We start from the raw sequence: 23,360 nt of genomic DNA on the forward strand, positions 1-23,360 counted from the left end.
TCAGTGGTTACGGATATCCCATTTTGGTTTTGTCGTATTCGTGAAGATGTTGTTGTGTTTTGCCCGGATCTGCATCCGTTTTTCACACATCCGGTTCGCGGCTTCGACCGTCGTGATGTTCTCTGCTTGCGACTCCTTGAAGACTTCGAGCACGGCGTCATAGATGTGACGCGTCTTCAGGAGAACCCGTTCGTGATTTGCTCCGTACAGTTCGTCAGCGACTTGAATCAATCCACCACCGTTGACGATATAGTCTGGTGCATACAAGATGCCGCGATCCATCAAGACGTGCGCGAGCTGTTCATCCGCAAGCTGATTGTTCGCCGAACCGCAGATGGCTTTGCACGGTAAGAGGGCGATATTTTGGGCGTGAATAACACCGCCATATGCACATGGAACGAAAATATCAGCGTCTGTTAGATGGATTTCGTGAGGTGAGACGACGCGAACTGTGCCAGGTGCCATTTCGGCTTGGGTCACGATTGCTGCGAGCGCGGCTTCATTGACGTCTGAAACATAAATCGTCGCACCGGCGAGTAACAGTTGTTCGGCGACTTTGAAGCCGACCTTTCCAAGTCCTTGAATCGCATAAGTCGCGCGACTTAAGTCGTCCGAACCGAATAACGTCTCGATCGTCGCCCGCAGTCCATAGACGACACCTTCAGCCGTCGGGATCGATGAATCCCCGCTTCCGCCAAAGGCTTCCGGAATGCCGACGATCCGTGACGTTTCCCGGCTAGCATGAACGAAATCATCCATCGTCGTGCCCATATCGGTTCCGGTGTAAAAACGTCCGCCGAGCGAATCGACGAAGCGACCGAAGGCACGGAAAAGCTCTGGTGATTTATCTGTCGCCGGATTACCGATGATGACGGCTTTACCACCACCAAAATCAACATCAGCGGCAGCGCATTTATACGTCATGCCACGTGACAGGCGGAGGACATCGTCAAGTGCTTCGTCGACAGAAGTGTAAGGCGCCATGCGGCAACCACCGAGAGCGGGACCGAGCGTCGTATCATGGATGGCGATGATCGCTTGTAACCCTGAGACAGGGTCGTTGCAAAAGACGACTTGTTCGTGACCCGCGATTTTTTCCATGATCGAGAGCGTTGGATTCGTAGATGGGTTTAACATGTTCATAGTAGAGTCCTCCTCTATCAAATATAAGTAAGCGCTTTCATTTTGTTGGAGCATTCACTTGCAATTTTTCTTGAATCCGGCTTTTTTCTAAAATGAATTGTGTCACTTCTCCTGTACCGATGATCGATTGTCCATCTCGGACTTCGATGTCAGCGTCAACGCGACGTGCTGTGACGCGTGTTACTGTAGCGGTCACGATCAATCGTGCGCCTTCTGTTGCCATGCCAAGATGCTTCAACGAAACCGCGCCCCCGACACCTTCTTCGCCTGCCTCTAGGTAAGGCAGGATGAGTTGACGTGCTGCCCATTCCATATGGTAGACCATCGACACGGTCGAGTATGCTGGATGAACCAATTGACCTTCGAACCGTGCAAACATATCTTGCGAGACGACCGCTTGAATCTCTGCTGTATCCCCGACAGCTAAACCTGGTTTCATCGTGATCCCCCTTCACTACAACGAATCCTCATTCAATCAAGTGGTCTTACCAAAAATAGTATAACACTTGTCACACGATATTTTATCAACCCGTTACAAAATGAGCAAATCATTTCAGAAATATTTTCCAAAAAAAGACTCTCAATCATGGAAAATAGCTTTATAAGCCAATTGATTTACTGATAAAGTGCGTTGAAGTGATAAAGTGAGAATCGTTTGGGAGCATTTAACAAAACAAGATTGACAACATTGTGAACGTATCGTACGTTAAACATATAACTAAAAATAAACGACCGTTTAATTATTGTATACATGATGAGGAGGTGCAGGTATGTACGATCAACATCACGAAACGATGAATGCGCAAACGCGGGAGCAGCTGCAGATGGAGCAATTACGTCAAACGATGGAACACGTCACGCGCGTTCCGTTCTATCAAGAACGTCTGCAGACATTGCAGATGACGGCACATGATTTTCAAACGATCGAAGATCTACGAAAATTTCCCTTCACACGCAAGCAAGATTTACGCGATCATTATCCGTTCGGGCTATTTGCCGTCGAACGAGAACAGGTCACCCGAATTCACGCCTCGTCTGGTACGAGTGGTAAACCGACCGTTGTCGGGTATACGCAAGAAGATTTAGACGACTGGGCAGGTGCCGTGGCACGTAGTTTAGTCTTAGCCGGTGGTTCACCAGCTGACTTGTTGCACAATGCATACGGCTACGGACTGTTCACAGGTGGACTCGGTCTTCATGCAGGTGCTGAAAAACTAGGCATGACGATCTTGCCGATTTCCGGCGGCAACACGGATCGCCAAATCACGTTAATCGAGGATTTCCGACCGGATGGCATCTGTGGGACACCTTCTTATATCTTGCGATTAGCAGAACGCATGATCGAACGGGGAATTGATCCACGAAAGACAAGCATGCGTTATGGCATCTTCGGAGCTGAACCCTGGTCGGAAGAGATGCGGCAGACACTCGAACAGACCTTTGATCTACAGGCATTTGATATTTATGGACTCAGTGAAATCATGGGACCAGGTGTCGCGATGGAGTGCCAAGAGCAGGCAGGTCTGCATATCATGGATGACTTATTCATTACGGAAGTCGTCGATCCCGTTACGGGGGAACCGGTACCAGATGGCATGGTCGGGGAACTCGTTTTTACAAGCTTAAAAAAGAAAGCGCTTCCAATCATTCGTTACCGGACAGGTGACTTAGCATCGATCACGCACGAAGCGTGTGTTTGTGGTCGGACGACAACACGGATGTCACGTGTCAAAGGGCGAACGGACGACATGCTGATCATCCGAGGGGTCAACGTCTTTCCGTCAGAAATCGAGCGAGTCTTGCTCCAACAACCGGACGTGACGCCACATTATCAAATCCATCTCGTGCGTAAAGCGGGACTCGATGCCGTTGAGCTACATATCGAATTCGAAAATATCTCGGAGCAACAAATGCGTTCGATATGTGACGCCATCAAGTCGGAATGTCTCATTTCTATTGATCTCGTCTGTCACCCGCATCAAGGGTTACCACGATCGGAAGGGAAAGCCGTTCGAATCGTTGATCGACGCTCGACATCACTCGTCTGATTCAAAGGAGGAACTAGCATGTATGATGCAACACAACTGTTCGAACCCGTCCAACTGACGGAAGAGGAAAAATTGGCTCGCTTTAAGGAGCGGATCGAGCAAGGTGAAAAAATCGAAGCCGATGACTGGATGCCTGCTTTTTACCGGGACACGCTGATTAAATTGATTTCGATGCACGGTATCAGTGAAATCATGGGTGCACTTCCGGAAAAAGAATGGGTTCCAAAAGCACCATCACTTCGCCGGAAGCTCGGCATCATGGCGAAGGTCCAGGATGAGATGGGGCATGGACAACTGTTGCTTCGTGTCGTCGAGGATTTGATGAAACCGTATGGCAAGACACGCGGGGATTTGATGGATGATTTGTTCACAGGACGATTGAAGTTCCACAACGTCTTCCACATGCCGACGCGGTCATGGGCCGATGCCGGGGTGATCGGTTGGCTCGTCGATGGCGCGGCGATCATCACGCAGACGAACATGCTCGGTGCTTCATATGGACCTTACGCACGGGCTTTACAACGGATCTGTGCGGAAGAGGTCTTCCATGCGCAACACGGAGAGTCGATCATCATGGCACTCGCGGAAGGAACACCGGAACAGCGGGCGATGATTCAGGAATCACTGGATGAGTGGTGGGAATCCTTGTTGATGTTCTTTGGACCAGCCTCGAAAGAGACGACCGGGACATCGAAACAGGACGTGACGATCGCCTATAAGATTCGGACGAAAACGAATGAAGAGTTACGGCAAAACTTCTTTACGAAGTACGTACCACGGATTCGTTCACTCGGACTCGTCATTCCGGATCCGACGTTACGTTTTGATGAAGAGACAGGGCAGTGGGAATATGCACAGCCAGACTGGACAAAATTCAAGACGATCATCCAAGGGGGAGGACCACGTTCGAAAGAGCGACTGGACTTGCGCCGGACATCTTATGAAAATAACGCCTGGGTACGGGATGCACTCGCTGAAACGAAGGCATGAGAGGGGAAAGCACGATGAACGAGACGTTTTATCACGAATTCGAAGTCTTTAGCAAACGAACGCCGAACGCGGCGTTTACCCATCAATTCAGCTTGCTCGCTCCGAACAAGGAGATGGCACTGTTGATGGCGCAAGAAAACTTCATGCGCCGGGAACCGGTCGTCGACATCTGGGTCGTCAAACGCGAAGATATCCGTGGTTTATCACCCGATGAGAAGCAGATGTTACAACGCCTTGATAATAAGGACTACCGGACGACGAAAGGGTACGGCTACTTGAAGAAAAAATGGCGTCATTACGAGCAACAGATGCTCGATGAAAAAGAGATCATGTCTTGGCAAGGAGGCGATTCCAAATGACGGAACAAGAACGGACGGCACTCGCCTCCTTACTCTATCAACTCGCGGATGATGATTTCCTTTACGCGTATCGTGGTTCGGAATGGCTCGGACTCGCACCGCATATCGAAGAGGACGTCGCTTCGTCTTCGATTGCGCAAGATTCAATGGGACACGCGGCGATGTATTACCAACTCCTCGAAGAACTCGGCGAAGGAAATGCTGATGCATTAGCTCATGTCCGACTAGCGCATGAACGGAAGAATTCGATCCTCGTCGAACGTGTCAACGGACCTGGCTACTACATGGAGAAGCCTGAATATGACTGGGCATTCGCCGTCGTACGGAACTATTGCTACACGGTCGCGAAAAAGATCCGGATTGATGCTTTGAAGTCGAGCAGTTACGAGCCACTCGCTACGGCTGCCGTCAAGATCAACATGGAGTTGTACTATCATTTGCTGCACTGGCAAACGTGGTTTACCCAGCTTTATCAATCGACGGAGACGGCGCGGCAGAAGATGGATGCAGCCCTAGAAAAAGTCCTCTATGACTTCGGTGACATGTTCGATTATGGCGAACACGGTCAATTGATCGAAGAGATGCGGTTGATCGAAGGGCAAGGCATTTTACTCGATCGTTGGTATCAGACGATCACACCGTTACTCGTCGAATTGAACGTGACGCTTCCGGAAATGCAGATGACGCGTAACGGGCGGGACGGCGATCACACGGAAGATTTGAACGACGCGCTTGCGACACTCGGAGAAGTCTACTTGATCGATCAGACGGCGACGTGGTGAAAGGAGAGGGAAGCATGACGACGACACTCCAGGATGCAATCCGGGAAGCCCTGAATGGGGTGAAGGATCCGGAAATTGATAGCGTCAGTATTTTAGATCTTGGCATGGTCGAGACGATGGACGCGGAAGCGACGGAGCATGGTTACCTGGTGCGCGTCACGCTTCTCCCGACGTTCCTCGGTTGTCCGGCGCTTGAAATCATCAAAAAAAATACCGAATCTGCCTTGCAGGTGATTCCGAACGTCGAACAGGTCGACGTCCAGTTCCGATTTGATCCACCGTGGACATCGGACCGGATCACGGAACAAGGCATGCAAGGATTGAAGGAATTCGGGATCGCTCCCCCTCGGTTCGAGCAAGGGAAGTGGGAGATTGACTGTCCGTACTGTGGATCGACGTACGTGACGATGGAAAACTTATTCGGACCGACCGCTTGTCGAAGTATTCTCTACTGTAAATCGTGTAAAAATCCATTCGAGGCGATGAAACCCGTCTCTACTCTCATGTGAAGGAAGGTAATCAATATGGCAAAATTAATCGCACTGTACAAACATCCGGAAAACAAGGAAGCATTCGATCAGCATTACTTTGAGGTCCATGGTCCATTGACAGCAAAAATTCCAGGACTGCAAGAAATGAACGTCACGAAAATTGTTGGGTCACCGATGGGCGGAGACGGAAAATATTACTTGATGTGCGAGATGGTCTATGAAAGTCAGGAAGCGATGCAAGCAGGCATGCGTTCGCTCGAAGGAAAAGCGTCCGGGAAAGACTTGATGAGCTTTGCGGGGGATCTCGTCACATTGATGATTGGTGAAGATGTCCATGCCGACACAACAGTACGTTAAGACGGAAATGGTTGATCGGATCGGTCGGATTCGACTCGACCGAACGGCACGATACAATGCGCTGAACCGGACGATGGTCCGGGAAATCGTCGAGGCGATGGAGACATTCGACCGAGACGAACGGGTGACGGTCATCGTCTTGACCGGAAACGGAAAATCGTTCTCAGCGGGCGCCGATATCGAGGAGATGCTCGAGGCGACACCGATCTCGATGGAACTCCTCGATCCGTTCGCAGACTGGGACCGGATCAGTCGAATCAAAAAGCCGATCATCGCGGGTGTCCACGGTTTCGTCCTTGGCGGAGGCTTTGAACTGGCACTCGCTTGTGATTTAATCTACGCCGATCCCGAGACACAGTTCGGATTCCCGGAAGTCGGACTCGGCGTCATGCCAGGAACAGGCGGGACGCAGCGCTTGACGAAATGCATCGGTCGGACGCGAGCGCTCGAGTGGCTCTTCACCGGAGACCGGATGAAGGCAGAGGAAGCGGAACGACTCGGTATCATCAACCGGGTGACGGCTGATGTCGAAGCGACGGTGCTGGCGATGGCAGAGCGGTTATCGAATCAACCGAGCATGGCGTTGCGACTGATCAAGGACGCAGCAAACAAAGCCGTCGATTTATCGTTACAGGATGGGATGGAGCACGAACGCCGTAACTTCTATCTCTTGTTCGCGACAGCCGATCAAACAGAAGGCATGCAAGCATTTCTCGAAAAACGATCACCGATTTTCAATCAACAGGAACAGGAGTGAATACAATGTCGACAGTACATGAAAAAACACTTGAAATGAAACGGTCCGTCTATCATTTGCTCATCAACGGCGAACAAGTCGAGGGTGCAACAGGCGAGACGTTCAAAACATACAATCCGGCAACGGGCGAAGTGATCGCGGAAGTTGCAAAAGCATCGAAGGAAGACGCCGATCGCGCCGTTCAAGCCGCGCGCGATGCGTTTGATCACGGGAAGTGGAAGATGTGGCCGGTCGGGCGTCGGGCACAAATCTTGAATAAGATTGCGAGCATCATGCGTTCCCGCTTCAACGAAATCGTCGAACTGGAGATTCTTGATACAGGGAAATCACTGGCAGCGGCGCAAGGACAAGTCACGCAAGCGATTGAAGACTTTGAGTTCTATGCGGGTGCGATCGTCGGTCACCGTGGTGTCGTCAATAACGTACCGGGACAATTCCATAACTACACGGAAAAAGAAGCGGTCGGTGTCTGTGCACAAATCATTCCGTGGAACTATCCGTTAATGATGGCAGCTTGGAAAGTCGCACCAGCAATCGCCGTCGGTTGCTCGGTCGTCGTCAAACCAGCGACATTGACACCATTGACAGCGATCATTCTCGGTGAGATTTGTCTAGAAGCTGGTGTACCAGCAGGTGTCGTCAACGTCATCCCGGGATCCGGACGCGAGATCGGCAACCATCTCGTCGAGCATCCTCACGTCGATAAAGTCGCCTTCACGGGCTCGACGCCAGTCGGTAAAGACATCATGGGACGTGCGTCCGAGACGCTAAAACGGGTCACGCTCGAACTCGGTGGGAAATCACCGAACATCGTCTTTGAAGATGCGGACGTGACAGCAGCCGTTGATGGTTCGTTGTTCGGAATCTTCTATAACAGTGGTCAATCGTGTGAAGCGCGCTCGCGCCTGTATGTCCACGAAGAGATCTACGAAGCGTTCATGGAACAATTCGTCGCGAAGACAAAACAACTCGTCCTCGGTAACCCATTCGATAAAGGGACACACGTTGGAGCGATCATCGACCAACAGCAGGTCGACGTCATCGATGGATATGTCCAGTCGGCGAAAGCGGACGGCGCAACGATCGTCACAGGAGGTCATGCTTCAGCACCAGAAGGATACGAAAAAGGATTCTGGTACGCACCGACGATCATTACCGACGTCACGCACGAGATGAAAGCGGTCAATGAAGAAATCTTCGGACCGGTCGTCGTCGTCATGCCGTTCAAAGATGAAAAAGAAGCAGTTCGTCTAGCAAACGATACATCGTTTGGACTCGGCTCAGCTGTTTGGACGAAAGATGGCGCGAAAGCGACACGTGTCGCGAATCAAATCAAAGCCGGCATCGTCATGGTCAACTGTCCGTTCTCTGCCTTCCCGGGCACACCGTTTGGTGGCTATAAACAATCGGGCTTCGGTCGAGAACTTTGTATCGAGACGCTTGACCTGTACACAGAAACAAAAAGTATCTTGTCGTATTACGGCAGTCGTCCACTCAATCCGTTCGGACTATAAGCAAGAGGGAAGGCTGGAGTTCCGTCGGGAAGTCCAGCCTTTTTTAACAGCACAGGGGATAAGGGGGAATTCAGATGGTAGAACAAATCGTCGTCGTCGGATCCGGCGTCATGGGACGTGGCATCGCTTATGTTGCCGCACACCGCGGATTTCAGGTGACACTCGTTGATATAAAAGAAGCTTATGTCGAAAGTGCCTATCGAGAACTCGAACGCATCGCAGAGAAAGGAATCACGCGAGGGAAGATGTCCGCAAGTGAGGTCGAGGGACTGTTCGATCGGCTGAGTCTGTCGACCGACCTAGCTGAGGCGGCACAACAAGCGGATCTCGTCATTGAAGCAGTACCGGAACAACTCAGCATCAAACAGCAAGTCTTTGAAACGCTAGAAGCGAATGCACGTCCGGACTGTTATTTCGCAACGAACACGTCGACGATGAGTCCGACGGAGATCGCCTCCTTTACGAACCGGGCGGACCGGGTCATGGCGATGCATTTCTTCAATCCGGTACATCTGATGCCACTGATCGAGCTCGTTCGTGGTCTTGAGACATCGGATGAGACGGTCGCAGCTCTTGAGCAGGTAGCGCGTCAGATGCAGAAGGAAACGGTCGTCATCCGTGAGTTTCCTGGGTTCGTGACTTCGCGGATCAGTGCGCTCGTCGGAAACGAAGCGTTCTACATGTTACAAGAAGGACTCGGGACACCAGAAGAGATCGATAAAGCGATCAAACTCGGCTTAAACTACCCGATGGGACCATTCGAACTCGGGGACTTGGTCGGACTTGATACTCGGCTCCACAACTTAAAGTATCTGCATGAGAAGCTCGGCGAAAAATACCGTCCGGCACCACTGCTCGAACAGTATGTCAAAGCGGGTCGACTCGGTCGTAAAACCGGTCGTGGTGTCTATGATTATACGAATCGCGAGGTGACATCATGAAACGGGTCGCCATCATCGATGCCGTTCGGACACCGATCGGTCGCTATAACGGCGCGTTGCGTCAGGTTCGTCCAGATGACTTAGGAGCACGCGTCATCGAAGCGTTGCTTGAGCGTAATCCACAAGTCGATCCGAAGACGATCGAGGAAGTCATTTTTGGCAATGCGAATCAGGCGGGAGAAGACAATCGCAACGTTGCGCGGATGTCTGGACTACTAGCTGGTCTACCGGTCGAAGTCGCCGGTACGACGATCAATCGCTTATGTGGATCAGGACTCGACTCCGTCATCGCGGCGGCGCGGGGAATTGCCTTAGGTGAAGGCGAAATCTATATCGCTGGTGGGACGGAAAGCATGACGCGTGCGCCGTTCGTTCTCGCGAAGCCGGATCAGGCCAATCCACGTGGCAATCAGACAATGTACGATACGACGATTGGTTGGCGGTTCGTCAATGATCGTTTAGCAGATCAATACGGAACGGATTCGATGCCGGAGACAGCCGAGAACGTCGCCCGTCAGTACGGAATCTCGCGCGAAGCGCAGGACGACTTTGCGTTCGAAAGCCAACAACGCGCGAAACGAGCCATCGAGGCAGAGCGCTTCACGGAGGAATTGGTTGCGGTCACGCAGACGGACCGGAAAGGTAACGTCAGCGTCTTCGACCGCGATGAACATCCTCGTCCTGAGACGACACGTGAGAAACTGGCGACACTTCGTCCGTTATTCCCAAGTGGTACCGTGACGGCGGGGAATGCATCTGGTGTCAACGACGGTGCGTCGGCGTTGTTATTGATGAGTGAAGAAAAAGCAAACGAACTCGGTTTGACGCCGCTCGGGTATTACCGGGCGAGTGCGACGGCTGGGGTTGAACCTGCCATTATGGGAATCGGACCGATTGACGCGACGGAAAAAGTCCTCCGACGGGCAGGGTTGACGGTCGAACAGCTCGATCAGATTGAGTTGAACGAAGCTTTTGCGGCTCAAAGTCTTGCCTGTATCGAAGCACTTGGTTTACCAAGCGAAAAAGTCAATGTCAACGGCGGTGCGATCGCCTTCGGTCATCCACTCGGTGCAAGTGGGGCGCGGATTTTGACGACATTATTGCATGAGATGCGCCGGACGAACCGGACGTATGGTCTCGCGACGATGTGTGTCGGAGTCGGACAAGGGATCGCACTTGTCGTCGATCGGGAGGGACTCGTATGATTCACTTAGAACGAGAAGGCTATATTGCGATCGTCCGGATTGATCGTCCGGAACGTTTGAACTGTCTCGATTATCCGACGCTTGTTGCCTTGCAGGAACAGGTCGATGCGTTATCGGTCGACCCGGAAGCGCGGGTCGTCCTGTTTACGGGAACGGGGAAAGCATTTAGTGCTGGTGCCGATTTAAAAGAACGCGTGCATTTAAACGAAGAAGAAGTCCGGCGCAATGTCCTTGCGATCCGCAACGTCTTCATGTCGATCGCACAATTGCCGCAACCAACGATCGCAGCCGTCAACGGTCACGCGCTCGGCGGTGGGTTCGAGTGGATCCTTGCCTGTGATTTCCGTTTTCTCGTCGAGGATGCACTCGTCGGCTTGACGGAGACCAGCTTCGGGATCATTCCAGGAGCCGGTGGAACACAACGATTGCCACGACTGATTGGGGAGACACGAGCGAAGGAATTGATCTTCACGGCGAAAAAAATCGATGCGATGACAGCAGAACGGTACGGACTCGCGACAGCCGTCGTTGCCCGGGAAGCGTTGATGACGACGTGTCTTGAGTTTGCTAATCAGATGTTACAGAACGGACCAATCGCCTTGCGCCAAGCGAAACGAGCGATTGATCAAGGGCGGGATGTCTCACTCGAAGAAGGACTACAGCTCGAAACGGAAGCCTATGAAGTCGTCATTCCGACGGCTGATCGTCAGGAAGCGCTACAAGCCTTCGCTGAAAAACGACCACCACGCTTTGAAGGAAGATGAGGATGGTCGACGTTTGAAATAACCCGTATACTAACGATACAAACTATGAACGACTGAAGAGAGAGTGAATACCATGAGTGCGAACACCCAATCGATGATCTTTACGATTTACGGCGATTACATTCGCCATTACGGCAATCAAATTTGGGTCGGGAGTTTAATTCGACTCGTCAAAGAGTTCGGACATAACGAACAAGCCGTTCGGGTCGCGGTATCCCGGATGGTTAAACAAGGCTGGCTCGTCTCCGAGAAACAAGGAAATAAAAGCTTCTATTCATTGACACCACGTGGGGTGGAACGGATGGAGGAGGCCGCACGTCGGATCTACAGATCAACACCGCACGACTGGGACGGGAAATGGCGGACGCTGATGTACACGATTCCGGAGGATAAACGCCAGATTCGCGATGAGCTCCGCAAAGAGCTGACGTGGAGTGGGTTTGGCAACTTATCGAACGGGGTTTGGATTTCACCGAACCCGCTTGAAAAAGAGGCGGAACGATTGATCGCGTCGTATGAGATCGAAGAGTATGTCGATTTCTTCGTCGGTGAATACCACGGTCCGAAGCAGGATCAATCCCTTGTCGAGCGTGCGTTTCCGCTGGAGGAATTGCAGGAGCGTTACGAGACGTTCATCACGGATTACAGCCGGCAATACATCGTCCATCAGAGTCAGCTCCAACTCGGAGAAATGACGGATGAACAGTGTTTCGTCGAACGGACGATGCTCGTACATGAATACCGGAAGTTTCTATTCACGGATCCCGGATTACCGCAAGAATTGTTACCAGATGCATGGAGCGGACATCATGCGGCACTCTTGTTCGAGCAATATTACCGATTGCTCGCACAACCAGCGAGTCGGTTCTTCGAATCGATCTTTGAAGAGACGCATGATGTATCCCAACGCAGTGCCTCGTACGACGCGGCGGAACATCCGCTGTTTGCAGAGCGGTGAGCATTTATTCGAATGAAAAGAGCGGGACGGATCAGTTGATCCGCCCCGCATTCGTGTCATTCAGATCTATTCTGTTCAGCAGATTCTGCGAGAATGTTTCGGAAGGCATATCCTTTATCGACATAAGAATCAATCGACTCCTGAATCATCGCAAGATCTGCTTCTGTTAGTTCACGCACGACTTTACCGGGTGAGCCGATGATCAGCGAACGGGGTGGGAAAACTTTTCCCGATGGAATTAGCGTATTCGCCCCGATGATGCATTCTTCACCAATCTCTGCGTGATCAAGAACGGTCGCACCCATTCCGACGATCGAACGACGTCCGATTTTGCAACCGTGTAAAATTGCGTTATGTCCGACCGTTACTTCATCTTCAATGACGACGGGTGCCCCTTCATAGAGATGAATCGTCGCGTTGTCCTGGATACTGCATCGTTTCCCAATTGTAATCGGTCCTTCGTCACCGCGTAAGACAGCGTTGAACCAGACGGTAGACTCGGAACCGATCGTGACGTCTCCGATCAGATAAGCACCAGGAGCGATGAATACATCGGAGGCAACGTTCGGATGAATCGATTGATACGGAATCTTCATAACAGAATGACCTCGTTTCTATAATAAGATGAACTACTATTCATTCCATGTCAGTATAGCATGTGAGTGAAGTCGAGAACGGAGGAAAGATATGTTTCCGATTTGTGAGCTCTTTAAAATTCGATATCCTTTGATCCAAGGAGGAATGGGTAACATTAGTCATGCGTCGCTCACGGCAGCGGTGTCGAATGCCGGGGGACTCGGAACGCTCGGGTGCGGGACATTGTCGGTCGATGAAGTGTCGTCGCGGATTCACGAGACACGAATGCTGACGGATCAACCATTTGCTTTGAACATCGCGATTCGGGTGTCTCCTTATACGGAAGCACTGATTGATCTCGCGATTGCAGAAAAGATTCCGGTCGTCTCCTTGTCGGCAGGAAATCCAGCACCGTACATAGCGCGACTTCAAGCTGCCGGCATCAAAACGATCGCGGTTGTCGCTTCAGTCAAACAGGCGTTAAAGGCAGAACAGGCAGGGGCAGATGTACTCGTAGCGGAGGGAGTTGAAGCGGCAGGCATCAATTCACCGCTCGAGCTGACGACGCTGACCTTGATTCCGCAACTCGTCGATCGGGTCAACATTCCGGTCCTTGCAGCAGGTGGGATTGGTGACGGGCGTGGACTGGCAGCTGTTCTGTTACTTGGTGCGGCTGGCGCCCAGCTCGGAACACGATTGATTGCGACGGAAGAGGCGAAGGTTCATTCGGCATACAAGGCGCACTTAATGGATGCGACCGATACCGATACACGCATCATCGGACGTTCCGTCGGATTCGTCCGGCGTGTCCTTGATGGTCCTTACGTCGAACGACTCACAGCAGAGACACCTGCTGCTTTTCTCGATCAGACGAATGAGTCGTATCATATTACGGGCGCTCTTGAGGGCGATGAGGAGAAAGGGTATGTCAACGCTGGACTGGTTGCGGGATTGATTCATGATGTGCCGACTGTTGCGGAGTTGTTTACGCGCATGATGGTGGAAGCAGAGGAACAGCTGAAACAAACGACGACTCGTTTTACGACATGAGTATATAGTGAGGGACCCGTGATGCCACTTGTGGACAGCGGGTTTTTTCATGTTTTTTTGAAAATGGGACATTTGTCCTTTTCAAGTAGGGCACGAGTAAGGTCTACTCTAGTGTAGAGATTAAAGGAGGAGATGACGTGCAAGGAGTCGTGTTTGCTTTGATGAGCGGTCTGTTCATCGCCCTGCAAGGCATATTCAATGCGCGCCTTGCGACAGGCGTCGGACCGTGGTTGTCCGTATTGATCGTCCACTTTGTGGGTCTGATGGGTTGTTTAGTCATTTACAGTTTCGTACGAGATCGGAAAATCGGTGGCTTCCGTCAGTTACCGTGGATTTATGCAAGCGGCGGTTTGATTGGCGTGCTAGTCGTCGTAACGGAACTGACAGCAATCCAAACACTCGGGATGACATGGGCGATGTGTTTATTACTCGTCGCACAGATTTTATGTGCTTTTGTGATTGATTTAAAGGGATGGTTCGGTGTCTTAAAAAAACAAGGAAATCGTGGTCAGTGGGTTGGTGTGGGTCTCATGCTTGCAGGAGTTGCGATTTTCTCACTTGCCTAAAGGGAGGGAATAAACATGGAAACCGTCATTCAACAGTACGGACTGGATACGATTTTGACGGAAGAGACGCGCGCTTGGTTGCGTCAAGAAACCTTCCAAAAAGGGGAACTCCTCTGTACGACAGGGGCAGCGATCGACCGGATGTACTTCATCGTCGCAGGCAAAGTTAAGATATCTGCTGCCTCGTCAGAAGGGAAACAACGGATTCTACGATTCAAGACACCACTGACGGTGATCGGTGACGCTGAGTTCATCAATGAACGGGAAGTGCTGAATACGGTCGAAGCAGTGACCGATGTCGAGGTGTTGAGCGTACCGTATGCGATTTTACGCGAGCACAATACAACGAACGTCTTTCTGCAATTCCTATTACGCACGATCACAGCGAAGTGGTATGCCGACTCGAAATCAGCGTCGCATCATGTGTTGTATACAGTTGAAGAGCGATTTGCAGGGTATTTGTTGTCGATCGCTTCTGAAGCCAGTGACAGTTTATTTTATCAGGAGATGCGGACGTCGAACCTGCATGACGTCGCCGACTGGCTTGGAACGAGTTATCGCCATCTCAACCGGATCATCACGAAATTATGTGAAGAAGAGATTCTCGTTCGACGACGCGGGAAAATCATCATCGTTGATCTGGAGCGGATTCGCGAGAAGGCGAACGGCAACAGCTATGAGTAAGGAGGAACGAACATGATAATAGGCATCGTGTGTGCCGTATTGGCAGGGATGTTGATCAGTTTACAGACGGTATTGAATGCTCGGATGAGTGACGCGTTTGGCGCTTGGGCGACGACGACGCTCGTCTTCTTCGTCGGGTTCGTCGGAGCAAGTGTCACGTATGTTCTGTTTCGTGGTGGAACAATCGGACAGATTCAAAACGTATCGCCACTCTATTGGTTTGGTGGACTTGTCGGTGTCGGCGTCGTTTTTTGTGTCATGCGTGGGATTCAGTTACTTGGTCCGTCCGTCGCGATCTCTGTCGTTCTGATTTCGCAGTTAAGCTTTGCTCTTGCTGTTGATACGTTCGGCTGGTTCGGTTTACCACAAATTGATTTATCATTCGGTCAGCTCGTCGGTCTCGCCGTCATGGTATGTGGGATCTTCGTTTTGAAGCGGTATCAAGTCGTGGCGCCGGAACAACAGGCAAAGGATCAGATAGAACGTGTTTCGTAATAACCGAATACAGAACGAGGACGGTGGCATTCCATTCCACTGTCTTTTTTTGATTAGTTTTCGACCTGGATCATGCGTTTTCTGAAGTAGAGTGAGAGGACAAGGATAAGAAGACCACAGTACAACATGATCGTCGTGATTGAAACATGAAACGACAGTAGAAAAGAGAGAAGCGCATAAGATAATGGAACGAGACCGTTTGACGCGGCATTCACGACACTCATGACACGTCCCATCGTCTGTTCCGCACACTGAGACTGGATGAACGTAATGAAGCGAATATTGATGATCGAAGAAAGGACACCAAGTGATAACAGGATGATCAGGTACAACAAGATCTGCTGCGCTTGACTAAGCAGGAAGAGAAGCAGACCTAAGGCGCCAATTAATCGGACCGATGAGGTAAGCCCATTTACTTTCGTTTGCGTAAAACCACTCCAGAGCGCCCCTCCGAGCATTCCCATTTGATAAGCACCTTGCATATAACTTAAATCCATCGCATCTCCTTGGAGCACATCATGAACGAGTAAGGGGATTCCGAGTAAGAGTGGTCCAAAGAAAAAGAAATTGACACAGATGACAAGAAAAAGTGTCTGCTTGAGTTGCTGAAAGTGAAAAACGTAATGCAGCCCTTCTTTTAGTTCAAAGAGAGCTGAATGCTGAAGCAATCGCTTGATCTTAGATTCACGAATACCATACGTGAAAAGGAGCGTCATGCAGAGTGCCCCGAAAATCATGAGAAAGACGTACGAGTAAGAGGAATAGCTGAGGATGACTCCACCAAGAATCGGACCTGAAAAGAGAGCGATTTGATTAGATGTCTGAATCAGTGAATTGGCTTTAGTGAGTTGTTCTTTCGGAACGAGCGTAGGCAGTAAGGAAGCATTCGCCGGCGAAAAGAATGCATCCACACTACCGAATAGCAAGGCGAATACTAAAATCGTCAGCAATGTAAGCTGATCGGTATGAAGTAATGCGAGAAGACAGAGAATGAAACTGATCCGTAAAGCGCTCGAGATGCGCATGATCGTCGAACGTTTATAGCGATCGGATAAGACGCCACCGAACAACATGAGAAAAATACGGGGTAACAAGGTGGCCATGAGGACGAATCCAAGATAGGACGCCTGGTTTAGCGTATGGATGACATACCATTGTTCAACAAACAGATAGGCTGATAGGGAGAGGGCAGAGCACATACCGGACCCCCATAAAAATAAAAAAGATCGATTTTTAAACAGCGATTGTTGCGTATCGATTTCAACAGGCAGCATGTGGCACCTCCGGTTTAGACGTCGTCGTTCTCAAACAGTGGTTCATCAATTGCAAAGGCAGTCGTCATGATATAGAAGTGTTTTTTATCTTTTTTGTCTAGTGAAGGGGACCGTGTGAACTCGTCCAATAGAGCACGATATTTTGTAGCAAACTGCCGAAAATCGGCTTCAGACATCGCCAGTTCCTTTTGAAGTGATAAGCTCATCCAGTCCTCGATGTTCGAAGATGAAGGAGAAAAAGTAGCTGTCGGAGCCGTAAGAACGCGTGTCTTTGCCCGGTCTAGTACCTCAAGATACGACTGCCGGGTCGCTTCATTCGTCTCGACGAAGTTCAGTAGATGATCGGCAGGAATGTATCCTCGAGCAATCGCTTGATAGTATTTCAATAGATTGCCGCCCTGTTCTTCCGTCCGGACGAGACGAATCAAGTCATGCTTTTCAAGTTCCCGTACGTGATAGAGGACCTTCGCGCGGGATAACGTCAGCAAGTGGGCTAACTGATGTACCGTGTGTGGTTTTTCGACGAGAAACATGAGGATTTTTGTTCGTAACGGATCACTGATCACTTTTAACTGTTCATAGTTCTCTAACATGTGAATCGCTTTTTGTTCCATGCAATGATCTCCTTTTTAACCGGTTAATTTTTATTAACCGTAAAACAAAAGGCTTCTTTTGTAAACGATTACAAATTTATGTAAGGGTGTTGGTAAAGAAGACATCATTTTTTTGCATACAAAAAAACTGATTCCACGACATCTCGATCATCCTCCACTTTTTACTGAAAGTAGGGTAAGAACGAGATGTTTGAAATCAGTTTCAGCTACTGTATATGGTTCGAAGTGATTAGACCGTCGTCGTATCTTTCCATTCCTGCTCGATGAAAGCATCGCGACCAGAAGCAGCACGATCTTTTTTATAGTGTTCTGGATTTTTCTTATGGAAGTCTTGATGGTACTCTTCCGCCGGATAAAATTCAGAAGCGGCATCGATCCGCGTCACGATCGGTTGTTTGAAACGATTGCTTGCAGCAAGAGCGTCACGGGAAGCGATTGCTGCTTCATGCTGCGCATCCGTATGATAGAAGATCGCTGGTGCGTACTGCGTGCCGCGATCTTGGAATTGACCTTCTGCATCCGTTGGATCCGTTTGTGGCCAGTAGAGTTCGAGCAGACGCTCGTACGGGAACAGGCTCGGATCAAACGTGATTTGTACGACTTCGAGATGTCCCGTCGTTCCTGTTTTGACTTGCTCGTATGTCGGATTGTCGACGTGTCCGCCCATGTAACCTGATACGATTCCCTCGATTCCTGGTAATTCTTCAAACGGTGTCACCATGCACCAAAAACATCCACCTGCAAATGTTGCTTTTTCCATCTGTCTCTTCCTCTCCGTGGGAAATCCCCATTGTATGTCTGACAGCGAGAAAACGAAAACGACTCCTTCGCTTGGTTGCAAAAGGAGTCGCCGCTTTTTATCAACCAAAGCTTTCGCTTTGCTGGTCGTAGCACCTTGCTATGCGCAGGTTGCTGGGACGTCATCGATCCAGATCTCTCGGTCCACTCTTGATAAGGGTATATGAAGTTGATGTCATTCGTTATCATTGTTGTGATGATACCATTCACACAGAAATAAAGTCAATCCTTAGGTTTCAAGGCACGTAAAACCGTCTCTCCGAGTGTCTTCGCACCAATCAACAACGCCTGTTCGTTGATTTCGTACTGCGGATGATGCTGTGGATAGTTGACGCGACCGTCCGTATATCCGGAGCCAGTAAAGAAATAACTTCCCGGGACATGTGTTAGATAATGCGCGAAGTCATCCGCAGCCATCATTGGTGTGAGTGCCCGGACGGATGCTTCCGGTAAGAAAGAAGCGGCTTCCTGAACAAGTTTTGTCTCGTCCGGATGATTCCAGAGTGCTGGATAACCAGTCGTGAAGTCGATTGAATAGGTAGCACCGATGCCGGCACATGTCGTTTTGGCGACAAGATCGACTTCTTGCCGGAGCTGATGCCGCAATGTCTCATTGAACGTCCGAATTTCACCGACGATGCGTGCTTCACCCGTGACGATGTTCGGAGCCGTTCCCGCATGGAAAGAACCAATTGCAAGAACAGCAGGCTCAAACGGATCGACCCGTCGACTGACGAGATGCTGTAAGTTGCAGACGAGCTGCGCTCCAGCGACGAGCGCATCTTTTGTTTTATGTGGTGCTTGGGCATGCCCGCCTTGACCGTGGACGATGATTTCGAATTCGTCGATCGCACATAATGTATGTCCTTCCCGAAACCCAATCGTACCAACCGGTAAATCATTTTCGAGATGTGTCGCAAAAATCGCATCGACACCTTCGAGGACACCGGCTTCAATCATTTGAATCGCTCCACCGGGAAAGACCTCTTCACCATGCTGGTGAATGATTCGAATCGTTCCTTGCAATTGATCACGTAACGGATAGAGCGTAGCAGCCAGGGCCATCACCATTGCCGTGTGACCATCATGCCCGCAAGCATGCATGATACCAGGATGGATCGACCGGAAAGCAAGCGTTGTCTCTTCCTGAAGTGGTAATGCGTCAAAATCTGCGCGGACAGCAATCGTCGGACCAGGCTGTTTGCCTTCGATCGTCGCGACGACCCCACGACCTCCAACGGCTGTTTGATAAGGGATGCCCTGCTCCGCGTAAAAGTTTGCAATTCGTTCTGGTGTGCGGACTTCTTGGAAGGACAGTTCTGGATGCCGGTGGAAATCACGACGTAACGCGATCATCGTGGGTTCAAATTGTTCAAGTGCTTCAAAAAGTTGAGTTTGCATCTTCAAGCTCCTTTGACGTGTGTCTTTTCGTGAAAATGGGTACAGATACAGGTAATCACGAAAGGGGATAATGAAACATGGGAGAAATCGTCGTCAACGCTGTACTTACAATCAAAGCAGGACTCGCGGATCAAGTTTTCCCGATTCTACAAACGGTCTATCATGCCTCACAAAAAGAAGAAGGATGCTTACGTTATTCCTTGCACCAATCGATCGAGGATGAGCATCAATTCATGCTGTACGAAGTGTATCGGGACGAAGAGGCGCTTGAAGCGCATATCGCATCCGATCATTATAAAGCATACCGTGAACAGATCGAGTTATACTTGATGGATCGACAAGTAACGAAATACGTCGAGATGACATTCTGACGTGTTGCGATAAGAAGAGACGAAGCCGTCGAATTCGACGGCTTCGTCTTTTTTTGTCTTACATCGATTTAAATCCGAGGAAATGCTCTTGCCAACGCGGTTCATAAATCGAATTGATTTGGAGCTGTGAACCGCCCGCATGGATGAAGTGTTCGCTATCGAGCATGATTCCGATATGCGATGGACCATCCGTGTAGGTGTTCTGGAAGAAGACGATATCCGAGCGTTTACCACTCGAGATACTCGTCCGGCGATTCGTAAAGAAAGCACCGTACCAGTAGCCACGAACATTCGTCCGACCACCGTATTTTCCAGCCTTGTTCGTCGCGTAGTGAATTAAACCGGAACAGTCAAAACCACCATTCACGGCATCTTGCGAACCCCATGTGTATGGTGTGCCGATATGTTGGACTGCTGCTTGGATCAGCTTTTCACCACGCGTATTGTTCTTTTTGACGACCCGTTTATCGGACGTGATCGTCACAGCGGATACAGGAAGATAAACAGGTGTCCAGCCTGACTGGATGACATAGAAGTTTCCGACTCGATGACGCGGATAAACCCGTTTGCCTTGTTCAACGAGTCCGTTGCCTTTTGGACTTGTCGGACTCGCAAAGAACGACGTCGTCTGTTTGACCGTATAGATTTTCGCCCGGTCGATCGCTTTTTGTGTCAGTCCCATATCGGGTTTGCTCGTGCTGATATAAGGGTTGAGGACATAACCGGTTTGACCATTTGCCAGGCGAACTTGCCAAAAGTCATCATCAATCGATTTCAGACCAATCAATTTTGTTCCTTTCTTCAAATAGGCAGCTGGGCGACTGTAAGCAACGTCGGCAGAGAAGAGTGGCGTCTGGTCCAGGTGGACATAAAATGTCGTGCCTTTTTTTGCTTTTGCCGTCGGCTTGTTCAGTCCGATACGACTCGAATCGACGAAACCAAAGGCATTTTTATATTTGACGCGTGTATAATAACCGCTTTTTCCGTAGATCGAAATCGAGGTACCTTTTTTTAGTGTGCCGATTTTTTTGCTCGAAAGTTTTGCCTGCGAACGAATGACGACATCGTCTTCCGTCACATAGCGTTGACCAGTGACGTCATACAGATCCGGCTTTTTCGTCACGAGATCCGTCGTCTTGACGTAGCCGTAGACCGATCCTTTTTTCAAGCGTGTGTAACTACCGCTTGTGCCGTAAACCGTTAGTTTGTCAGCTCGTTTGACGGAATACATAATTTTGCTCTTCGTCGAAGCAGACGTGTAGACGGACAAGTTGCGTTTCGCGTATCGTGTCCCGGTTGATGCATAGACTTTTCCAGTACCGAGATCAGCTGTCTTGACGTAAGCATGAACTCCACGGAAGATGATCCGGCTATAGGTACCGCTTGTGCCATACACCGTCAGCAGCGTATTCGTTTGGTGTTGCTTCAAGACAGGACTTGAAGATTTGGCGTCTGAATAGATTGGCGTAGCGCGCTGAACATAGAGGCGTGCAGTCTTCGGATAGTATTTCAACGTACCGAGATGTGCCGTCAGCACATAGGCATACTCGTCGTTTCGTTTGATTCGTGTAAATGACCCCTCGACGCCGTACGTCTGAAGCGAAGTATTCACAGGAAGCGATTGTACGACTTTTCCTTTCGTAGTCGCAGTAGCATAGACCGTCGTCTGCTGTTGGACGTAACGTAGCCCGGTTTCCGGATGGTTCACGACCGGCGCATCAGCTAAATCAGCCGTCAATACGAAGGCGTAACCCGTTTTAGTGGCCACGCGTGTAAAAGTACCCGTCGTACCGAACGTTTCGAATGCTTGATTTTGAGTGACAGCTGACTTCGCGCTCGTCGTCTTCGGTTCAACGAAAAGAGAAGTCGCTCGTTTGGCATAACGCGTTCCAACTAATTTCGGAAGTTGCTCGAGTTGTGTCGTAGATACGTAGACGTATTGCTCGTTCCATTTCAGACGTGTGAACGTGTCGAAAGTGCCGTATGTATCGATTCGCTGATAGGCGGGAAGTGTCGTCACGACGGTGGAATCAAATGGTGAAGCAACTAATGAGAGTGGACTTTTCGACGTCAGTGTTGCTTGTTTTTGAAAGACAGGTGCTGTTTGCGTTAACGCGTTTGTTGCGACATAAGCAGCGCCTTCTTGCCAACTGACACGGGTAAAGTCACCGTCCGTGCCAAGTGTCTTGAATGTCGTTCCTGCTGGTAGTTGTTGGATGACCGTTGCGGAATCAGCCGTTTGTAGCAACGCAGCATCCTCTTTCAAATAAGCCGTTCCGATCGTCTCGGTGACTGTTTGTGTTTCTGCCGTTGGTTGAACAGGTGGCGATTCAGCGAAAGCGGGTGCGGGTAAAACCGAGCTCAACATTAACGTTGCGGCAAGTCCAGCAACATGAGCAGTCCATTTTTTCATCAAGAGGTTCACTCCAATTCTTAAAATTTGTCATTATGAATAGTGTAGCATGCGCTTGTTTAAAAATTGATAAAAATCAAAAAAATAGAAGATTATCCATAAAAAAACGGTATGCCTCGGCACACCGTTTGAAGTCATATGTTAGTTATCTTCTTCGTGATCCACTTGCCATTCCCAGTCGAGCATGCCGTAAATCAAGGAATCGCGCCAGTGGTCTTCGAGATAAACCGTCTCGCGAAGCTGTCCTTCCTTCGTCATGCCGACTTTTTGCAAGACACGTTCAGAAGCGACGTTTCGCGGGTCACACGTTGCCGTGATGCGGTGTAGTTCTAATTTTTCGAAACCGAATTGGAGAAGGAAAGAAGCAATCGACGTCGCATATCCGTTCCCCCATTCGTCAGGCGAGAGGACGTATCCGATTTCGGCGATTTTATTCTCAACGTCTGTGATGACGAGTTCACCAGCACCGATGACGACGTCACTTGGAAACGTCACGGCAAAGACATAACGACGTCTTGGTGTCTCGAGTTCACTTTCAAGCGCATCGTGTAGGAATTGTTTCGTATCTGTTTCGGTATTCGGTCCCCATGACTGGAATTGACTGACGATGGGTTGTGAGGCATAGGCGTGAACCGCTTCTACATCTTCTGGTGTAAAACGACGAATCCGAAGTTGATCATTGATTTTATACCGCATGCAGCATCCTCCTCTTTCAGATGAAGTCACTTTGATTCTATTTGACAGATGGGGAACGGATTCCTTTTTGACATGGGAAAAAGGGCGTGCTAGGGTGGTTGTATCGAATGGAA

The 23,360-nt window shown here is 50.0% G+C and carries 26 protein-coding genes and 1 riboswitch; of the genes, 17 read left to right on the plus strand and 9 right to left on the minus strand.

What is annotated here, in order from left to right:
* Positions 1-1,143 (minus strand): Glu/Leu/Phe/Val family dehydrogenase, encoded by a 1,143-nt coding sequence (locus tag AYO36_RS12365; protein WP_064300602.1) that lies wholly within the window; start codon positions 1,141-1,143, stop codon positions 1-3.
* A gap of 37 nt (positions 1,144-1,180) precedes the next feature.
* On the minus strand, positions 1,181-1,582 hold the full coding sequence (locus AYO36_RS12370; protein WP_064300603.1) for a thioesterase family protein: 402 nt from the start codon (positions 1,580-1,582) through the stop codon (positions 1,181-1,183).
* Between the two features lie 331 nt (positions 1,583-1,913).
* On the opposite strand from AYO36_RS12370, the gene AYO36_RS12375 reads away from it, so the two are divergent.
* The 12 genes from AYO36_RS12375 (at position 1,914) to paaX (ending at position 12,309) form a co-directional block, all read left to right on the plus strand.
* Positions 1,914-3,191, plus strand: coding sequence for a phenylacetate--CoA ligase family protein (locus AYO36_RS12375; protein ID WP_064300604.1), 1,278 nt, complete (start codon positions 1,914-1,916; stop codon positions 3,189-3,191).
* Between the two features lie 18 nt (positions 3,192-3,209).
* Entirely contained in the window at positions 3,210-4,181 is a 972-nt protein-coding gene (gene paaA / locus AYO36_RS12380) for a 1,2-phenylacetyl-CoA epoxidase subunit PaaA (protein ID WP_050678958.1), read from the plus strand.
* Between the two features lie 14 nt (positions 4,182-4,195).
* Complete coding sequence (gene paaB, locus AYO36_RS12385; protein WP_023466991.1) at positions 4,196-4,540, plus strand: 1,2-phenylacetyl-CoA epoxidase subunit PaaB; 345 nt, start codon at positions 4,196-4,198, stop codon at positions 4,538-4,540.
* Positions 4,537-5,322, plus strand: coding sequence for a 1,2-phenylacetyl-CoA epoxidase subunit PaaC (gene paaC, locus AYO36_RS12390; protein WP_023466993.1), 786 nt, complete (start codon positions 4,537-4,539; stop codon positions 5,320-5,322). Before paaB ends, paaC begins: the two co-directional genes overlap by 4 nt.
* Positions 5,323-5,336: 14 nt before the next feature.
* The gene (gene paaD / locus AYO36_RS12395) at positions 5,337-5,831 is read left to right on the plus strand and encodes a 1,2-phenylacetyl-CoA epoxidase subunit PaaD (RefSeq protein ID WP_035399031.1); all 495 of its coding nucleotides are present in this window, start codon (positions 5,337-5,339) and stop codon (positions 5,829-5,831) included.
* A 15-nt stretch (positions 5,832-5,846) separates the two neighbouring features.
* On the plus strand, positions 5,847-6,170 hold the full coding sequence (locus AYO36_RS12400) for an EthD family reductase (RefSeq protein WP_023466996.1): 324 nt from the start codon (positions 5,847-5,849) through the stop codon (positions 6,168-6,170).
* Positions 6,148-6,927, plus strand: coding sequence for an enoyl-CoA hydratase/isomerase family protein (locus tag AYO36_RS12405; protein ID WP_064300605.1), 780 nt, complete (start codon positions 6,148-6,150; stop codon positions 6,925-6,927). The genes AYO36_RS12400 and AYO36_RS12405 overlap by 23 nt, the downstream gene beginning before the upstream one ends.
* A gap of 5 nt (positions 6,928-6,932) precedes the next feature.
* Positions 6,933-8,441, plus strand: a complete 1,509-nt coding sequence (locus tag AYO36_RS12410) for an aldehyde dehydrogenase family protein (protein ID WP_023466998.1) — start codon at positions 6,933-6,935, stop codon at positions 8,439-8,441.
* 74 nt (positions 8,442-8,515) lie between these two features.
* Positions 8,516-9,382: a 3-hydroxyacyl-CoA dehydrogenase gene (locus AYO36_RS12415; protein ID WP_064300606.1), complete on the plus strand. Its 867-nt coding sequence runs from the start codon at positions 8,516-8,518 to the stop codon at positions 9,380-9,382.
* On the plus strand, positions 9,379-10,587 hold the full coding sequence (locus AYO36_RS12420; protein ID WP_064300607.1) for an acetyl-CoA C-acyltransferase: 1,209 nt from the start codon (positions 9,379-9,381) through the stop codon (positions 10,585-10,587). Before AYO36_RS12415 ends, AYO36_RS12420 begins: the two co-directional genes overlap by 4 nt.
* Positions 10,584-11,351, plus strand: a complete 768-nt coding sequence (locus tag AYO36_RS12425; RefSeq protein ID WP_064300608.1) for an enoyl-CoA hydratase-related protein — start codon at positions 10,584-10,586, stop codon at positions 11,349-11,351. The genes AYO36_RS12420 and AYO36_RS12425 overlap by 4 nt, the downstream gene beginning before the upstream one ends.
* A 73-nt stretch (positions 11,352-11,424) precedes the next feature.
* A complete protein-coding gene (gene paaX, locus AYO36_RS12430; RefSeq protein ID WP_023467002.1) occupies positions 11,425-12,309 on the plus strand; it encodes a phenylacetic acid degradation operon negative regulatory protein PaaX in 885 nt (294 codons plus the stop codon).
* A 56-nt stretch (positions 12,310-12,365) separates the two neighbouring features.
* Here paaX and AYO36_RS12435 read toward each other — a convergent pair whose 3' ends face one another.
* Positions 12,366-12,905, minus strand: coding sequence for a gamma carbonic anhydrase family protein (locus AYO36_RS12435; RefSeq protein ID WP_064300609.1), 540 nt, complete (start codon positions 12,903-12,905; stop codon positions 12,366-12,368).
* Between the two features lie 91 nt (positions 12,906-12,996).
* Between AYO36_RS12435 and AYO36_RS12440 the strand changes: the two genes are divergently transcribed.
* The 4 genes from AYO36_RS12440 to AYO36_RS12455 all read left to right on the plus strand — a co-directional run bounded on the left by AYO36_RS12440 (position 12,997) and on the right by AYO36_RS12455 (position 15,680).
* Positions 12,997-13,935 (plus strand): NAD(P)H-dependent flavin oxidoreductase, encoded by a 939-nt coding sequence (locus AYO36_RS12440; protein WP_064300610.1) that lies wholly within the window; start codon positions 12,997-12,999, stop codon positions 13,933-13,935.
* Positions 13,936-14,072: 137 nt separating this feature from the next.
* Complete coding sequence (locus AYO36_RS12445) at positions 14,073-14,501, plus strand: DMT family transporter (protein ID WP_050678968.1); 429 nt, start codon at positions 14,073-14,075, stop codon at positions 14,499-14,501.
* 15 nt (positions 14,502-14,516) lie between these two features.
* Entirely contained in the window at positions 14,517-15,185 is a 669-nt protein-coding gene (locus tag AYO36_RS12450) for a Crp/Fnr family transcriptional regulator (RefSeq protein WP_023467006.1), read from the plus strand.
* Between the two features lie 12 nt (positions 15,186-15,197).
* The gene (locus tag AYO36_RS12455; RefSeq protein WP_064300611.1) at positions 15,198-15,680 is read left to right on the plus strand and encodes a DMT family transporter; all 483 of its coding nucleotides are present in this window, start codon (positions 15,198-15,200) and stop codon (positions 15,678-15,680) included.
* Positions 15,681-15,733: 53 nt separating this feature from the next.
* Here AYO36_RS12455 and AYO36_RS12460 read toward each other — a convergent pair whose 3' ends face one another.
* From AYO36_RS12460 to AYO36_RS12475, 4 genes are all read right to left on the minus strand, one after another.
* A complete protein-coding gene (locus tag AYO36_RS12460; RefSeq protein ID WP_064300612.1) occupies positions 15,734-16,954 on the minus strand; it encodes an MFS transporter in 1,221 nt (406 codons plus the stop codon).
* Between the two features lie 14 nt (positions 16,955-16,968).
* Positions 16,969-17,568: a winged helix-turn-helix domain-containing protein gene (locus tag AYO36_RS12465; RefSeq protein WP_064300613.1), complete on the minus strand. Its 600-nt coding sequence runs from the start codon at positions 17,566-17,568 to the stop codon at positions 16,969-16,971.
* 229 nt (positions 17,569-17,797) lie between these two features.
* Complete coding sequence (gene msrA / locus AYO36_RS12470; RefSeq protein WP_023467010.1) at positions 17,798-18,328, minus strand: peptide-methionine (S)-S-oxide reductase MsrA; 531 nt, start codon at positions 18,326-18,328, stop codon at positions 17,798-17,800.
* A 94-nt stretch (positions 18,329-18,422) separates the two neighbouring features.
* A riboswitch (SAM riboswitch) is annotated at positions 18,423-18,526 on the minus strand.
* A gap of 62 nt (positions 18,527-18,588) precedes the next feature.
* Positions 18,589-19,767: a M20 metallopeptidase family protein gene (locus AYO36_RS12475; RefSeq protein ID WP_064300614.1), complete on the minus strand. Its 1,179-nt coding sequence runs from the start codon at positions 19,765-19,767 to the stop codon at positions 18,589-18,591.
* 77 nt (positions 19,768-19,844) lie between these two features.
* On the opposite strand from AYO36_RS12475, the gene AYO36_RS12480 reads away from it, so the two are divergent.
* The gene (locus AYO36_RS12480; RefSeq protein WP_029340705.1) at positions 19,845-20,138 is read left to right on the plus strand and encodes a putative quinol monooxygenase; all 294 of its coding nucleotides are present in this window, start codon (positions 19,845-19,847) and stop codon (positions 20,136-20,138) included.
* Between the two features lie 58 nt (positions 20,139-20,196).
* On the opposite strand, the gene AYO36_RS12485 is transcribed toward AYO36_RS12480, so the two are convergent.
* The gene (locus AYO36_RS12485) at positions 20,197-22,551 is read right to left on the minus strand and encodes a C40 family peptidase (RefSeq protein WP_231884712.1); all 2,355 of its coding nucleotides are present in this window, start codon (positions 22,549-22,551) and stop codon (positions 20,197-20,199) included.
* A 141-nt stretch (positions 22,552-22,692) separates the two neighbouring features.
* Entirely contained in the window at positions 22,693-23,247 is a 555-nt protein-coding gene (locus AYO36_RS12490) for a GNAT family N-acetyltransferase (protein ID WP_023467014.1), read from the minus strand.
* Positions 23,248-23,360 lie beyond the last annotated feature (113 nt).

Source organism: Exiguobacterium sp. KKBO11, from assembly GCF_001644945.1.
GTDB lineage: Bacteria > Bacillota > Bacilli > Exiguobacteriales > Exiguobacteriaceae > Exiguobacterium_A > Exiguobacterium_A abrahamii.